Source organism: Rothia sp. HMSC068F09, assembly GCF_001812775.1.
In the GTDB taxonomy this organism is placed as follows: domain Bacteria; phylum Actinomycetota; class Actinomycetes; order Actinomycetales; family Micrococcaceae; genus Rothia; species Rothia mucilaginosa_A.
This window is the reverse complement of the sequence record NZ_KV810430.1, coordinates 137,714-152,181: the sequence shown is the minus strand read 5'-3', so window position 1 is coordinate 152,181 and position 14,468 is coordinate 137,714. Positions and strand designations below refer to the sequence as shown.

The 14,468-nt window shown below is 60.0% G+C and carries 11 protein-coding genes; 5 read left to right on the top strand and 6 right to left on the bottom strand.

The window, feature by feature from the left end:
• Positions 1–6 precede the first annotated feature (6 nt).
• Complete coding sequence (gene ppk2 / locus HMPREF2874_RS07445; protein WP_049345685.1) at positions 7–1,074, top strand: polyphosphate kinase 2; 1,068 nt, start codon at positions 7–9, stop codon at positions 1,072–1,074.
• 309 nt (positions 1,075–1,383) lie between these two features.
• Positions 1,384–2,742 carry a phosphoglucosamine mutase gene (glmM, locus tag HMPREF2874_RS07440; protein ID WP_049331945.1) on the top strand — a complete coding sequence of 453 codons (1,359 nt, stop codon included), beginning with the start codon at positions 1,384–1,386 and terminating at the stop codon, positions 2,740–2,742.
• Positions 2,743–2,920: 178 nt separating this feature from the next.
• Here the strand turns inward: glmM and mscL are convergent, their stop codons facing one another.
• The 3 genes from mscL to coaA form a co-directional block, all read right to left on the bottom strand.
• Positions 2,921–3,301 (bottom strand): large conductance mechanosensitive channel protein MscL, encoded by a 381-nt coding sequence (gene mscL, locus HMPREF2874_RS07435; RefSeq protein WP_049331947.1) that lies wholly within the window; start codon positions 3,299–3,301, stop codon positions 2,921–2,923.
• A gap of 268 nt (positions 3,302–3,569) precedes the next feature.
• On the bottom strand, positions 3,570–4,475 hold the full coding sequence (locus tag HMPREF2874_RS07430; protein WP_246823799.1) for a M15 family metallopeptidase: 906 nt from the start codon (positions 4,473–4,475) through the stop codon (positions 3,570–3,572).
• Positions 4,476–4,525: 50 nt separating this feature from the next.
• On the bottom strand, positions 4,526–5,482 hold the full coding sequence (gene coaA / locus HMPREF2874_RS07425) for a type I pantothenate kinase (RefSeq protein WP_070649839.1): 957 nt from the start codon (positions 5,480–5,482) through the stop codon (positions 4,526–4,528).
• A gap of 195 nt (positions 5,483–5,677) precedes the next feature.
• Between coaA and glmS the strand changes: the two genes are divergently transcribed.
• The 3 genes from glmS (at position 5,678) to HMPREF2874_RS07410 (ending at position 9,931) form a co-directional block, all read left to right on the top strand.
• Complete coding sequence (glmS, locus tag HMPREF2874_RS07420; RefSeq protein WP_070649837.1) at positions 5,678–7,561, top strand: glutamine--fructose-6-phosphate transaminase (isomerizing); 1,884 nt, start codon at positions 5,678–5,680, stop codon at positions 7,559–7,561.
• A gap of 250 nt (positions 7,562–7,811) precedes the next feature.
• A complete protein-coding gene (locus HMPREF2874_RS07415; RefSeq protein ID WP_070649835.1) occupies positions 7,812–8,252 on the top strand; it encodes a holo-ACP synthase in 441 nt (146 codons plus the stop codon).
• A 92-nt stretch (positions 8,253–8,344) separates the two neighbouring features.
• Positions 8,345–9,931, top strand: coding sequence for a bifunctional ADP-dependent NAD(P)H-hydrate dehydratase/NAD(P)H-hydrate epimerase (locus HMPREF2874_RS07410; protein WP_070649833.1), 1,587 nt, complete (start codon positions 8,345–8,347; stop codon positions 9,929–9,931).
• Between the two features lie 211 nt (positions 9,932–10,142).
• Here HMPREF2874_RS07410 and HMPREF2874_RS07405 read toward each other — a convergent pair whose 3' ends face one another.
• The 3 genes from HMPREF2874_RS07405 to HMPREF2874_RS07395 all read right to left on the bottom strand — a co-directional run bounded on the left by HMPREF2874_RS07405 (position 10,143) and on the right by HMPREF2874_RS07395 (position 14,404).
• Positions 10,143–11,624, bottom strand: coding sequence for a sugar transferase (locus HMPREF2874_RS07405; protein ID WP_070649831.1), 1,482 nt, complete (start codon positions 11,622–11,624; stop codon positions 10,143–10,145).
• 594 nt (positions 11,625–12,218) lie between these two features.
• Positions 12,219–13,001 carry a phosphatase gene (locus tag HMPREF2874_RS07400; RefSeq protein WP_070649829.1) on the bottom strand — a complete coding sequence of 261 codons (783 nt, stop codon included), beginning with the start codon at positions 12,999–13,001 and terminating at the stop codon, positions 12,219–12,221.
• Positions 13,002–13,066: 65 nt separating this feature from the next.
• The gene (locus HMPREF2874_RS07395) at positions 13,067–14,404 is read right to left on the bottom strand and encodes a glycosyltransferase (protein WP_070649827.1); all 1,338 of its coding nucleotides are present in this window, start codon (positions 14,402–14,404) and stop codon (positions 13,067–13,069) included.
• Between the last annotated feature and the right edge of the window lie 64 nt (positions 14,405–14,468).

Sequence of the window (14,468 nt, the reverse complement as noted above, 5' to 3'; positions counted from 1 at the left end):
GTACTCATGGCAGAGCAGAATCCCTCCACCCAGCCCGAAGAGAAGGCAGTGGAGGCTCCTCAGACTGAATCCCACCACCACGTAGCTGAAGGCGCACACGCACACACCGGTTCTGAGAAGAAACAAGCCATCAAGGAAGCCCTGAAGCCCCAGGCACGCCGCACCTCCGTTGTCGAGGACTACTCGGCAGAGCTGGACGAAATGGCTTCCCTTACCCGCGCCCTCGGCAAGGACAAGAAGGACGACGAAACCTCGCAGGCATGGAAGAAGGGCTACCCCTACGACACCAAGCTCAGCCGTAAGGCATACGAGAAGGAAAAGCGCGCCCTGCAGATTGAGCTGCTGAAGCTGCAGCTCTGGGCGAAGTCCACCGGTCAAAAGATTCTGATTATCTTCGAAGGCCGCGACGCAGCAGGTAAGGGCGGCTCCATCAAGCGCTTCACCGAGCACCTGAACCCCCGTGGCGCTCGCGTTGTGGCGCTGGAGAAGCCGACCGACATCGAGCAGACCCAGTGGTACTTCCAGCGTTACATCAAGCACCTGCCCTCCGGCGGCGAAATCGTCCTGATGGACCGCTCCTGGTACAACCGTGCCGGTGTTGAGCGCGTGATGGGTTACTGCACCCAGGCACAGTACTTCGAGTTTATGCGCGAAGTTCCGGACCTGGAGCGCATGCTGGTGAACTCCGGTATCCACATCATCAAGTTCTGGTTCTCCGTCACCCGCGAAGAGCAGCTCGCACGCTTCACCTCCCGCCGTACCGACCCGGTTCGCCAGTGGAAGCTTTCCCCCACCGACCTGGCATCCCTGGACAAGTGGGACGACTACACCGCGGCAAAGGAAGCAATGTTCTTCTACACCCACACCGGTGACGCCCCCTGGACCGTTATCAAGTCCAACGACAAGAAGCGCGCACGTCTGGAAGCAATGCGTTACGTGCTCTCCCAGTTCGACTACCCCTCCAAGGACGAGGCAGTCGTGGGCGAGCTCGACTCGCTGATCGTTCGCTCCGCATCCGACGTTTTTGAGGATGAGTCTGGCGACTCGCCCGACGGCTTCCCCGTCGTCAAGTAACCGGCACATCGGTCTAAAAGGCTGAGGTGTTGCCCTCATCGGTGCGAACCTTCGGGAAAGCCTTTAGCCGCAATCCGTACCATACTGCACATAGAATGTCCGTTCCCGTTCCCTTATGGGTCGTGAACGGACATTCTGTTGTGCGAGGAGAGGAAGTAGCTCTTAAGCATCTATCGAGATGACGAAAGGAACTTCCGCTCTAGTTTGGGGCTGAGAAGCAACTACGAACGCACTGAAAATCACTATCTCATCTCGAAAAAATGCGGTGTATGGGCGCGGAGAAACTTACGCGCATCGTAAAATAAAAGGGTGACTGAACGACTTTTTGGAACCGACGGCGTACGCGGTCTGGCAAACGATGTAATTACCCCCGCCCTCGCTATGGAGCTCGCTCAGGCGGCCTCTATTGTGCTGGGTTTTGACACGGTAGAAGAGGGCGTACGTCCCCGTGCCGTGATTGCAAATGACTCCCGATCCTCTGCAGACTTTATCGTCTCTGCGATGAAGGCTGGTTTCGCTAGCGCAGGCGTTGACGTGCTGGATGCCGGTATCGTCCCCACCCCCGCAGCAGCCTACCTGGTGGCGCACACCGGTGCCGACTTCGGCGTGATGATTTCTGCATCGCACAATCCCGCAGCGGACAACGGCATTAAGTTCCTGGCCCGTGGCGGTCAGAAGCTGGAGGACTCCGTTGAGGACGCTATCGAGCGCGTCTACCGCGAGAAGGCCTTCCGCTACCCGACCGGTGGCGCTGTGGGCACCGTCAAGCCCCTGGAAAACGGTACCGAGGCCTACGTGAAGCACCTGGTCTCTACCCTCTCTGAGGACAAGCCCCTGGCCGGTCAGAAGATTGTTCTGGACTGCGCAAACGGTGCGGCCTACGCGGCATCTCCGGCTGCTTTTGAAGCACTGGGCGCCGAGGTCATTGCCCTGGCTGTTAATCCCGACGGTACCAACATCAACGACGGCGTGGGCTCCACCCACCCCGAGAAGCTGCAGGCAGCCGTGGTTGAGCACAGCGCGAACCTCGGTATTGCGCACGACGGCGACTCCGACCGCTGCCAGGCAGTGGACGAGAAGGGCAACCTGGTGGATGGCGACCAGATTATGGCAATTCTTGCCGTTGCCGCCAAGCGCGAAGGCAAGCTCGCCAAGGACACCCTGGTTGCAACCGTGATGAGTAGCCTGGGCCTGGAACTGTACCTGCGCGAGCACGGCATTAACCTTGAGCGCACCGCCGTGGGTGACCGCTACGTCCTCGAGTCGATGCGCGAGCACGGCTACAACCTGGGCGGCGAGCAGTCCGGCCACGTTATCATGAGCGACTACGCCACCACCGGTGACGGCGTGCTGACCGGTATTCAGCTGGCCGCAGAGGTGGCTCGTAGCGGCCAGACTCTTTCCGAGCTGGCAGCCCGCATGCAGCCCACCCCGCAGCGCCTGATCAACGTCAAGGGCGTTGACCGTGCGGCGGTCAAGACCAACGAGGCACTCGCCACCGCCGTGAGCGAGGCTGAAGGCGTACTGGGTGAGAGCGGCCGCGTGCTGCTGCGTGCATCCGGCACCGAGCCTCTGGTTCGCGTGATGGTTGAAGCTGCAACCCAGGAACAGGCCGATGAGGTTGCTCAGCAGCTGGCTGACGTCGTGGCTAAGGAACTGGCACTCTAAACGTATTCTCTTCCGGCGCGAAGACCGGAATGGAGGATAGAGAAAGGGCTGGGAAGGTAACACCTTCCCAGCCCTTCTTCGTTATCTTGGGCGGGGGAGGGGGGACGAGGATACGGAAAACCCCCGTATCCACAGGGGATACGGGGGTCTAAAAAATTAGTGGTAGAGAGCAGAGAAATTACTTCTTTGCCAGAGCGTCGCGGATCTCCTTCAGGAGGTCAAGCTCGGTCTCTTCCTTTTCAATAGCCTCGTCTTCAGCCTTCTTCTTAGCCAGCGCGAGTTCAGTCAGCTTCTGAGTGGGCACAACAACTGCGAAGTACACAGCAACTGCAATCAGGATGAAGTTGACAATAGCGGTCAGGAACACGCCAACCTTGATCTGGCCGAAGACCAGGAAGTTGTCGAAGTTGGGGGAGCCAACCAGCATGGAGATAGCCGGCATCAGGACGGCCTGGACAAGCGAGGTCACCACAGCGGTGAAGGCGGTACCCATGATCAGACCAACTGCGAGGTCGATGACGTTACCGCGGATTACAAAATCTTTAAAACCCTTAAGCATGAGATATAGAATAGCGGCTAATCGATGTTTAAAATAACAATTTGTGGGAAAATTTTCGCCGTAAAGTATGTGTTTTTCTTCACATTGCAAGATTGAGGGGCTCAACCTTAAGGTTTGAGTCACACTAAATGGGGATAGAGGGCCCTGGAGGCTGCAAATAAGCCGTTTGGGAGTTTAAATATGTATCAAAAATACCGAATTAAAACCGGTTGATTTCTCCCTTTGAGCGGGAAAGTGGAAACTCAGTAGGTACCAAAAATGGAAGCATCTATGAGGCATAATCGGGGGCTGCGCCGGTTCCCAAGAACTCCTCCAAGGTGCCGGCGCCGGATACCGTGTATTGCGCGGCAAGGTCCTTCCCCAGGTAGCGGTAATGCCAGGGCTCAAAGAGGTAGCCCGTAATGGCCTGCTGACCCTTGGGGAAACGCAGGATAAACCCATAGTTCGGGGCGTTCTTCGCCAGCCAGCGTCCGGCCCGGGTGTCTTCGTAGCACTCCTCCAGGCGACATCCCTCGGGGGAAGAAAAATCGATGGCAAGGCCCGTCTGGTGCTCCGAATAACCGGGACGGGCCGAAAGCTGATCCGCCAACCGCTGGCCGTTGACCGAAACCCAGTGCTGATAGGTCTGTTGCTGCACCGCGTAGGAGCGGTACGCGCTCGAGACCGTGAGGGTGACGCCCTCGGCCTTGGCCGCATCCATCATGGTGCGCGCGGCCCGCGCGGCCTCTGCCCGCAATTGTTGACCCTCGAAATCCACGAGGTCGTTCGGCTCCCAATCTATCTGGGCGAAGGGGCGCATCTTATTCACCATGCAACGCAAAGACTCGGGCGATGACTCCACGCTCGGACGAGCAGCCGCCAGAGAGGCAGAGGCAGTCTGCGATTCTGACGGAGAACCGCTCGGCGTTGCGCTCGGAGAATCCGACAGCGTGGCGCTCTCGGTTGGGGTAGCGGAGCCTTCAGCAGGTGCAGAAGAGGCAAGGGGAGAAACGCTCGGCGACGAGGCAGGGGAAGAACCCGTAGAAGACGCAGAAGAGCCCTCGGAGCCCCGGGTGCCACAGGCGGCCAGCAGGGCCGCACCGGCAGACCCCAACGCCACGCTCAGAGCGGCGCGGCGGGTCATGATGCTGTTGTGAAAAGGCGAAGAGTGGTGATGATGCGGGTGCGGTCCCACGGTAGCTCCTGAAGATAACTATTCGTACGTATTGTGTTAGGCGGGGTGGACTAATTCTTGCGCAAAAGAACCTGATCCACCGTATGCTCCGGACCTTTCTGAAGAATAAGGTGGGCGCGAGCGCGGGTGGGCAATATATTTTGTACGAGGTTTGGCTCGTTCACGCTTTTCCAAATACCCGTTGCTACCTCAACGGCCTGCTCGTCATTAAGCTCGGCATATCGCTTGAAATAAGACTCGGGATTCGTAAAAGCGGAAGAACGCAAGGCCAGAAAACGGTCGACGTACCAACGCTCAATATCCTCGGTGCGCGCATCCACGTAAATGGAAAAATCAAAGAAATCGCTGAGGGTCAGATCGGAGGTTTCCGGGCCCTCCGCGTGCGAAGGAGCCAGGACATTCAGACCCTCGAGGATAAGGACATCCGGGGCGGTTACCTCAATGCGCTCGTCGGGGATGATGTCGTAGTACAGATGCGAATACTTCGGTGCCGTGACACGCTCAGCACCCGCCTTGACCCTAGAAACGAACTCCAGCAGGGCTCGACGATCGTAGGACTCCGGGAATCCCTTGCGGTGCATGATGCCGCGTCGCTGCAACTCCGCCTTGGGGTATAGAAATCCGTCCGTCGTCACCAGCTGAACGTTTGGAGTGGAGGGCCAGCGGCTCAAAAGCGCTTGTAGGATGCGTGCCGTGGTTGATTTTCCCACGGCGACCGAGCCCGCCACGCCGATAATAAACGGTACCCTGCGCTGGGACAGATGCAGAAAATCATTCGTCATGTGGTTCAGGGAAGACGCCGCGGTGACGTAGAGGTTCAGAAGACGTGAAATAGGCAGATAGATACGCTGAACCTCCTCGAGGTCAACTGTTTCGCCCAGGCCGCGCAGGGACTCAATCTCCTCTGCGCTGAGGGGAACGGAAATCTCATCGGCCAGGTGCGACCAGCGAGAGCGGTCGAGACGCATAAAGCGGTCATCGCCGGAAAAATACGGTGCGGAGCTCATTTATACAAGTGTACGAACTTTGCGTCCACGGGGAAAATACAATCGGATAAAACCCGGCAAAAGGGAAGCGTAAAGAAATAAGGGAGGGCGCAGCAAAAGAGAATAAAAGACGCGTTAGAAAAATAGCTCCCAGCGTGACGAATAACAGATTTTCACCCTGCGCGGATAACCTGGACCATGGGATAAACTTATAGCATGTGTGGAATCGTAGGATATGTAGGTCTGGGCTTTGACCCGGACGGTAACAAGTTTGACCACGACGCATATGACGTGGTCCTCGAAGGTCTGCGCCGCCAGGAATACCGCGGCTACGACTCTGCCGGCGTGGCACTCGTGTGCCCCGACGGCATCGTATTCCGTAAGAAGGCTGGTAAGCTCCTGAACCTTGAGAACGAGGTCAAGGAACACCCCCTGCCTGACTCCCAGATTGGTATCGGTCACACCCGTTGGGCAACCCACGGTGGACCCACTGACAACAACGCTCACCCCCACGTTGTCGACAACGGCCGCCTCGCCGTCGTCCACAACGGTATTATCGAAAACTTCGCAGAACTGCGTGCCGAACTGCTCGCCGAAGGCGTAGAGTTCGCATCTCAGACCGACACCGAGGTAGCTGCAGCAACCATCGCAAGCATCTACAACAAGCTCGGCACCGGTGACCTCACCGAGGCAGTACGCGTAGCATCCAACCGCCTCGAAGGTGCATTCACCATCCTGGCTATCCACGCCGACCACCCGGACCGCGTTGTGGCAACCCGCCGCAACTCCCCGCTGGTTATCGGCCTGGGCGAGAACGAGAACTTCCTCGGCTCTGACGTCTCCGCGTTCATCGACTACACCAAGGAAGCCGTGGAGATGGGTCAGGACCAGATCGTGACCATCACCGCAACCGACTACTCGATTATCGACTTCGAGGGCAATCCCGCAGAGGGTAAGCCCTTCCACATCGAGTGGGACGCAGCCGCAGCCGAAAAGGGCGGCTACAACTCCTTCATGGAGAAGGAAATCCACGAGCAGCCGACCGCCGTTGAGCAGACCCTCATGGGCCGCCTCGACGAGAATGGTAATCTGACCCTCGACGAGCTGAACATCGACGACTCGGTGCTGCGCTCGATTGACAAGATCATCGTGGTTGCTTGCGGTACCGCCGCATACGCGGGCCAGGTGGCACGCTACGCCATCGAACACTGGTGCCGTATCCCCACCGAGGTTGAGCTCGCCCACGAGTTCCGCTACCGCGACCCGATCGTGAACGAGAAGACCCTGATTGTGGCCCTCTCGCAGTCTGGCGAAACCATGGACACCCTGATGGCCGTGCGCCACGCACGCGAACAGGGCGCAAAGGTTATCTCCATCTGCAACACCCACGGTTCGACCCTGCCCCGCGAATCCGACGCCGCGCTGTACACCCACGCCGGCCCCGAAATCGCAGTGGCCTCGACCAAGGCGTTCCTGGCACAGATTACCGCAGCATACCTGCTCGGCCTGTACCTGGCACAGCTGCGCGGCAACAAGTACAAGGACGAGATTGCTTCGATCCTCTCTGAGTTGCAGCAGATGCCCGAGAAGATTCAGAAGGTCATCGACAACGACGCACCGGTTAAGGAACTGGGCGTGGAGATGAAGGATGCCTCCTCCGTCATCTTCCTCGGCCGCCACGTGGGCTTCCCCGTTGCTATGGAGGGCGCACTCAAGCTCAAGGAGATCACCTACATCCACGCTGAAGGCTTCGCCGCTGGCGAGCTCAAGCACGGCCCGATCGCTCTGATTGACGAGGGTCAGCCCGTGATTATTGTGGTTCCCTCCGCAAGCGGACGCGACTCCCTGCACGGCAAGGTCGTCTCCAACATCCAGGAGGTGCGCGCTCGCGGCGCCTTCACCATCGTCATTGCTGAGGAAGGCGACGAGGCAGTCAAGCCCTACGCAGACCGCCTCATCACCGTCCCGGCATGCCCCTCGCTGCTGCAGCCGCTGCTGGCCACCGTGCCCCTGCAGATCTTCGCATGCGCACTGGCAGAAGCTAAGGGCCTGGACGTTGACCAGCCGCGTAACCTCGCAAAGTCAGTGACCGTGGAGTAATCACACGGCTCGAACGTTGCTCGATTGGGCGGTGGTTGAGTTCCCTAGGGAACTCAACCACCGCCCTTTGCATTTATCCGAATGACGAGTACAAGACAACGCGCAGAGTAACCGAACAGGAACGTCAGGAGATTTGAAACGCGTCATATTTGACGCTTAGCCGCACAGAAGCGTGGAAGCTCGCTAGACTTAAAACAAGAGAAGCCGCAACGACCGCGGCCGTAGTACCCGCCAAGGGAAGGTGTACCTCATGATCATGGGAATCGGCGTAGATACCGTCAATATTGAGCGTTTCGAACGGATCATCACCGAAACGCCGGCCTTCATACGCCGCATTTTCACCCCCAACGAGCGAAGCCGTAACGTGCGTTCCCAAGCTGTGCGATTCGCCGCCAAGGAAGCCGTCGCCAAGGTTCTCGGAGCGCCCGCCGGGCTCAACTGGCAGGACTGCGAGGTCGCCACCGCCGAAAGCGGGCAGCCCTACCTCATCATTCGCGGTACTATCGCCGACCGCGCTCGAAAGCTCGGGATTAACCGCATCCACCTTTCACTCACCCACGATGAGCCCATGGCTATTGCCATCGCTACCGCAGAGTATCTGAGCGACGCCGAACTGGAGCACCTGCGGAAGTTCAACCCCGAAAGCTACCGGCTCAGCGTCATCACCGAAACCTCCGCTGACGAGGGGTAGAAGAGGATTCTTCGCGCCATCGTTTAGCCGCAGGTCCCACCCGCCGCGCCCCGCGGCACCCCGGTCCATCCGCCGCCACTAAGGAGACAGCAATGAAGCTTATCTACACCGCATCCCAGATTCGTGAAGCGGAAAAGCCCTACATCGAGGCACCCGACTACGACGGCTACCTCATGCAGCGTGCCGCCGACGCGGTCGCTACCGAAGCCATTGGCCTGCTCGATGGCCGACAGGGAGCCTCCGTACTCCTGCTCGTTGGCCCGGGCAACAACGGATCTGACACCGTTTACGCCGGCGCTCGGCTGAGCGCTAACGGGCACCGTGTGGACGCCGTGGTCTTCGAACCCAGCGAAAAGAACCTAGAGCTTATCGCCCGTGAGGGCGGCGAAGGCACGCGGGTGCTCGACCCCGCCAAAGCCCTGGAACAGGTGAAGGAATACGACCTCATCATTGACGGCATCCTCGGAACTGGCTCGAGCGGCGCCATGCGAGGAGAAGCGGGGGAGTTCCTGCGTACCCTGCGCGCAACCCAGAAGAAGGGCCGCCTCGGCCGAGTGCTTGCCGTTGACACCCCCTCTGGTATCGACAACAACCGAGGGACCGTTCACGAACCCGTTCTACGCGCTGACCGCACCGTCACCTTCATCGGCCGTAAGCTACCGCTCGGAACCGTTCACAGCGAGCACGCCGGCGACGTTAAGCTCTACACCCTGGGTGTGCCGGAAGCCCTCAACCGCTTCAAGCCCGCCATGCGCGTCATGGAACGACAAGACTTCCGCGATACCCTCGAGGTCCCCAACGCCCACTCTCATAAGTACACCCGCGGGGTGCTCGGTATGCTCACCGGAAGCCTCGAGTATCCGGGGGCGGCCCTGATGAGCGTGCGCGCCGCGCTCAATTGCGGCGTGGGTATGGTACGTTTTGGCACGAACTCCCACGAGCTACGCCAGCTCATGATTGCCCACAACCCCGAGGCCGTCTACTTCTCCGGAACCCCCGCAGTGCAGCGGGTGACCGTATGGGCCGGTGGCTCCGGATCCGGCCACGACTCGCTGGATAAGAACCGCTACCTACTGCACGCGCCGGAGCCGGCCATCCTGGATGCCGGTGCCTGCGACCTGGCCGCTGAATACCTGGCCACCGGTAAGCGCCTCGGACCCCACAAGATTCTGACCCCGCACGCCGGCGAGCTTGAACGCTTCCTGCGTATCGTGCACGAGGTTGCTCCCAGTGATTGGGAGGCTCATCTGGGGGATGCTATCGTGCCCAGCCGCCGCGATATCGACGCCGAACCCTTCCGCTGGGCGCGTGCCGCCTCCGAGCTCTCCGGCGCAACCGTCATGCTCAAGGGCGGATACACGATTATCGCGGCCCCCAACGGCGCCACCTACAGCGTGGCCGGCGGAACCCCCTGGCTGGCCACCGCCGGTAGCGGAGATACCCTAACCGGTATCTACGGCGCTCTGCTGGCCCAAACCATTGCAGTGCTCAACGCCGGCGACGAGCCCATCGAGGTGTGCACCTACTCCGCAGTGGGCGCCCTCGCCGTCTACCTGCACGGTCAGGCCGCCCGAGCCAGCGTCACCGGAAATACCGCAGACCCCCTGGATGGGCCCGCACCCGCCACTCGAGTGGCTCAGATGTTGCCGGAGGTAATCGCACGACTCCTCGCGGATTAGGGAAAGAATCTCCCGCGCGGCCCACTGCCTAAACGATTGAGGCTTTCAATCGCAGCATGAATACGGCAGATAAACGCAGAAGGGGCGTGAACCCGTTGGGTTCACGCCCCTTCGACGCATTTACGTATCGGCGTGCGATGCTCGAGATGCCTGTGCCGGGACAACCTCTCTAGAGCGGCATACACACCGGTGGGAAAACCCACGGCGTACCTTAGTACGCGCCCTCCTTCGCAAAGACCGCACGAACGGTGCGCAGGAGAATGATGAAGTCGCCGGTCAGCGACCAGTTCTCAACGTAGTAGAGGTCCAGGCGAACCGACTCTTCCCAAGAGAGATCGCTACGACCCGACACCTGCCACAGGCCCGTAATACCGGGCTTCACCAGCAGGCGACGGTACGCGATATCCTCGTACTGCTCGACCTCTTCCACCAGCGGCGGACGGGGGCCCACCAGCGACATATCGCCGATGAACACGTTCCACAGCTGGGGCAGCTCGTCAATCGAGTACTTGCGGATGAACTTACCAATAGGGGTAATACGCGGGTCATCCTTCATCTTGAAGAGCACGCCGTTACCCTCGTTTTGCGCCATGAGACGCTTCTTAACCTCTTCCGCATCGGTGCGCATGGAACGGAACTTCACCATCTTGAACAGCTCACCGTTCAGACCCACACGGTTCTGAAGGAAGAAGACCGGGCCGCCATCACGCTTAACCAGCAGAGCAACCACCAGGAACAGCGGAGAGAGCAGAATCAGACCCAGGCCCGAAGCAATGACGTCCACGGAGCGCTTGAAGAAGGCCGACAAGCCGGTGATGCGCGGGGTCGACACGTGCACCAGCGGCAGGCCGTTCAGCGGCTGCATATGCATACGGGGGCCGGCGATATCGGTCGTAGCGGGAGCCATAATCAGTGAGATGTGGGCGTCCGCGAGCTTCCAACCCAGCAGACGCACCTGATCCGGGCTCAGGTGATGACCGTTCGTAACGGCGACCATATGAATGTCGTTCTCGCGGATGGCATCCATAATATCGGCCGGGGAGGTGCTGTAACCGAGCACCGGAATCGGAGCGCCGGCCACGGTGGTGCCGGGGGTGAAACCGGGCAGATAGAACGCTGCGGGGGAGAGGCCGGAAGCAACCACGCCCTCCAGGTTCTTGTACAGGTGCTGACCGGTCGTCACATCGGAAATAATCATGACGCGGGTTAGCGCGCGACCGCGGATACGGGAACGCACCAGGCCCTGACGAATCATCCAACGCTCGATGAGCAGGAAGAGAAGGCCCAGCGGGTAAGCAATCAGCAAGTACATGCGGGTGACGTCAACCTTGAGGAAGAACGCCAGAATAATAAGCCCGCAGAAGAAGTATGTGGTACCGCGAGTGATGAGGCGGTACTCCTCGGTGCCGAAGCCCATGATGCGCAGGCTACGAGAGCCATTGAGCTGGAGGATAACCCACCAGCCGATAATCATGCCGAAGCCCAGGAAAATGTAATCCAGAGCGGGCACTCGGCCGTCCAGAACGTTAATGGGCCAGACATTCACGTAGGGCAGGTCTGCGTTTTCTAGGCCGAATCGAATAAGGTGGGCAGCGAGAACCGCCAGGGTGATGGATGCAAAATCACCCAGGTAGAGGGCACGCTGAACCTTCGGGTGCCAGCTTCGCTTAACAACGAAGTCTGCGCCCCACATTTTTTTGAGACGATCTTGTACTTTCAACGGTGTAATCTTCCCCGGAAATTTGTCCTGTGCTGCGGACAGAGAGCGGCGAATAGGCACATTTACCCCTAAATATCGGTGCAAGGAGCCGTATTCTTATCTTTGTCTGTTGAATGAGTGAACAGTAACCGTGCTGAGTAAACAATGGCAGGGATTACGGTAAAGGCGCTGGTGAGGCGCCTAATGGAGCGTTATATCGAGCCAGAAGCACAATAACGTGTTCCGTAAACTATTCTACGGGTTTATGGGTCTTCCGTCCCGAAGAACGATAGCGATATCTGTCGCCTATAGTGATGAAATCAATCACAGAGGGTGAAAGATGTATAAGCTTTCTCGACTAGGAGATAACCAAATGATGGACGCTATATTTGATACCCGCGTGCATCTTTCCTGCGGGGATTCTCAGAACAGCGTAAAAGCCCGTTCGCGGTAGGTCGAGTACGAGGAATAGTGACAACAAACGATACCCCGGACCTCGCGAGGCGGTAACCTGCGAATCCAGGGTATCGAGTTACACACGGCAGCCCGACCAGCGGGGTAAACCATGACGAAAACGGCGAGAACCTCCTAGGGGCGCTCGAGGCCCGCGCGGTCCAGGATGAAATCAATCATCGGCTCGTAACGGCGCGGCGGAACGTTATCGTCCATCGGCACGCACACCGGCAGATCCCCCTGCTCCGCGGCCACGAACAGGCCCGGATCGTTGCAATCGGCGATACCAATCGTCAGCAGCTTGCGAGTCGACGAGGCGTAGCCGGCCATGCCGTGATCGGAAACCACCAGGTCGGGGACCACACCGCGGGCCTGCAGCTGGTCCAGGGCGATGCGCATCGGGCCGGGGAAGTGCGTGTGCTGCAGGTTGCCGTACTGCTCGAACATCACGACGTCCATAATCTGGCGGACATCGCCGTCCAGGAAACGCTCGCCCTCTTCAATCTGAAGGACCTCGGCACCCGCGGCACGGGCCGCCGCGGCCAGCACCGCATAAATCGGGAAAAGGCCCGCCGGGTGACCGGTCGCAAACAGGATACGGGAGCCGGAGCGCACCGCATCACCGAAGATACGGGCGTACTCCTCCAGGGCGCTGATGCACTGCTCCGCACCGATCGTGTCCTGGCCGTGTGTGTGGGAGCGGTCGGGGTTCAGACCGGCGAGGCGAACCATCACCTCAAACACAGAGTCGTAGTCCCAATCGCGGGTCCACTGCACGCCAAACTCGAGGTGCTCGTTGCCGTCAAGGAAACCCTGAATATGGTCCAGGTTGTTTTCGCGGGGGGTTGCCACCTCGCCGGTAATGCGGGCGGAGTCCAGGTAAGCGGCGAATTCATCGCGGCTCATGGAGAAGGACATGAAAGCTCCTTTGGGGAATTGGTGGAAGTAGAAAAGTCGAGGGTGATGTAAGCTTCGCGAAGCGGCTATGTTTCAGCGGGCCGAGGCACCGGCACAGCGGTCTCGTAGACGTCCAGAGTCTTGCGGGCCGTGGATTCCCAGCTCATCGAGCGGGCGCGGGCCGCCGCGTTCGCCCCCAGGGAGTGGCGCAGGTACGGGGCGCGCACGAGGCGTTCGATAGCCACCGCCCAGCGTTCGGCGGTGCGGGGCGCCACAAGCAGACCCGTACGGTGGTTTTCCACGGCAAAACGCAGGCCGTCAACGTCGGAGGCGAGGACCGCCGCACCGCAGGCCTGCGCCTCCAGAGCGACCAGGCCAAAGGTCTCAGACGAGGAAGGACAGGCCACGATGTCGGCACTGCGGAAGACGCGGGCGAGCTCCTCCGGCGGTACCGGATCCTTCAGTCGAACCTGATCGGCGAGGCCGAGCTCGGCGGCGCGCTCCAGCAGACGCTGCTCGTAGTCCGACTCGGAACGGCCAATAATATCGAGCTCCACCTGGAGGTCCCGGGGGAGCAGGGCGAGCGCCTCCACGAGCAGGTGCGGCCCCTTCAACGGCTGGGGTCGGCCGGCAAACACGATGCGGCACCGGGTCTCGGAGGTGTCGTGATCGGGGTGAACGCCGGGGAGCGGGCGGAAGATGTCGGTATCAACTCCCGGGGTGATAATGCTGATTCGCCCGGAGAGGCTCGGGTGGCTTTGCGCCAGTTCCTCGGCCTCCAGCGGGGTGTTCACAATGTACCCGTCCACGAAGGCCGGTAGCCGGTTCTCGATGCTGTGGCGAATACGCGGTTCGGGGGGTTCGCCCGGGCCGCGCCGCGCATCCTTGGCGGCCGCGGTGGTGTGCGGGGTGAAGAAAATTGCGACGGCCCTGGTCGAGAGGCGATGCTCGCCGGAACCATCGGAGCTACCGGAGTCGTCGGCTCCGTTGGGAACCCGCCCGGGAAAGAGCCTGCGGCTCCACGCGCCCTCTGCCTGCACCGCAGCCCAGCCGGAGAGCCAATAGTGCGCGTGAATCACATCGGGAACATTCATGGCCTGGGCGACGCAGGATTGGGCGAAGTCCTCCAGGTATTCGGCAAGGTCGTTCTTTGTCGCTTCGCGCGCCGCGGGAACGTCAATGTAGTGACGTACCAGGCGCGAACCCCACTCGGGGTCCTCGACGTGCGCCCGTTCGGGAGCCTGCGGGGTGCGGTTCAGCGTAAAAACCTCGACCTTCAGCTGAGGATTGATGGTGAGCATGGCCCGCACGGACTGCGCGATGTAGACGTTCATGCCGCCCGCATCCCCGCTACCGGGCTGTGCAAAGGGGTCGGTGTGCATAGAGTACACGTGAACCGTTCGGATTGCCTCGGGGCTACTCATCGACGCTTTCCTCTCTATAGCACAGCGCAAAGACCTACCCGCCTAGTGTATCGCGACAGGACTT

Excerpts from the sequence above, each read along its gene's own strand:
- HMPREF2874_RS07400 (WP_070649829.1), bottom strand. The coding sequence starts at position 13,001 with ATGTCCTTCTCCATGAGCCGCGATGAATTCGCCGCTTACCTGGACTCC.
- HMPREF2874_RS07410 (WP_070649833.1), top strand. The coding sequence starts at position 8,345 with ATGAAGCTTATCTACACCGCATCCCAGATTCGTGAAGCGGAAAAGCCC.
- mscL (WP_049331947.1), bottom strand. The coding sequence starts at position 3,301 with ATGCTTAAGGGTTTTAAAGATTTTGTAATCCGCGGTAACGTCATCGAC.
- coaA (WP_070649839.1), bottom strand. The coding sequence starts at position 5,482 with ATGAGCTCCGCACCGTATTTTTCCGGCGATGACCGCTTTATGCGTCTC.
- HMPREF2874_RS07415 (WP_070649835.1), top strand. The coding sequence starts at position 7,812 with ATGATCATGGGAATCGGCGTAGATACCGTCAATATTGAGCGTTTCGAA.
- ppk2 (WP_049345685.1), top strand. The coding sequence starts at position 7 with ATGGCAGAGCAGAATCCCTCCACCCAGCCCGAAGAGAAGGCAGTGGAG.
- glmS (WP_070649837.1), top strand. The coding sequence starts at position 5,678 with ATGTGTGGAATCGTAGGATATGTAGGTCTGGGCTTTGACCCGGACGGT.
- HMPREF2874_RS07395 (WP_070649827.1), bottom strand. The coding sequence starts at position 14,404 with ATGAGTAGCCCCGAGGCAATCCGAACGGTTCACGTGTACTCTATGCAC.
- HMPREF2874_RS07405 (WP_070649831.1), bottom strand. The coding sequence starts at position 11,624 with ATGTGGGGCGCAGACTTCGTTGTTAAGCGAAGCTGGCACCCGAAGGTT.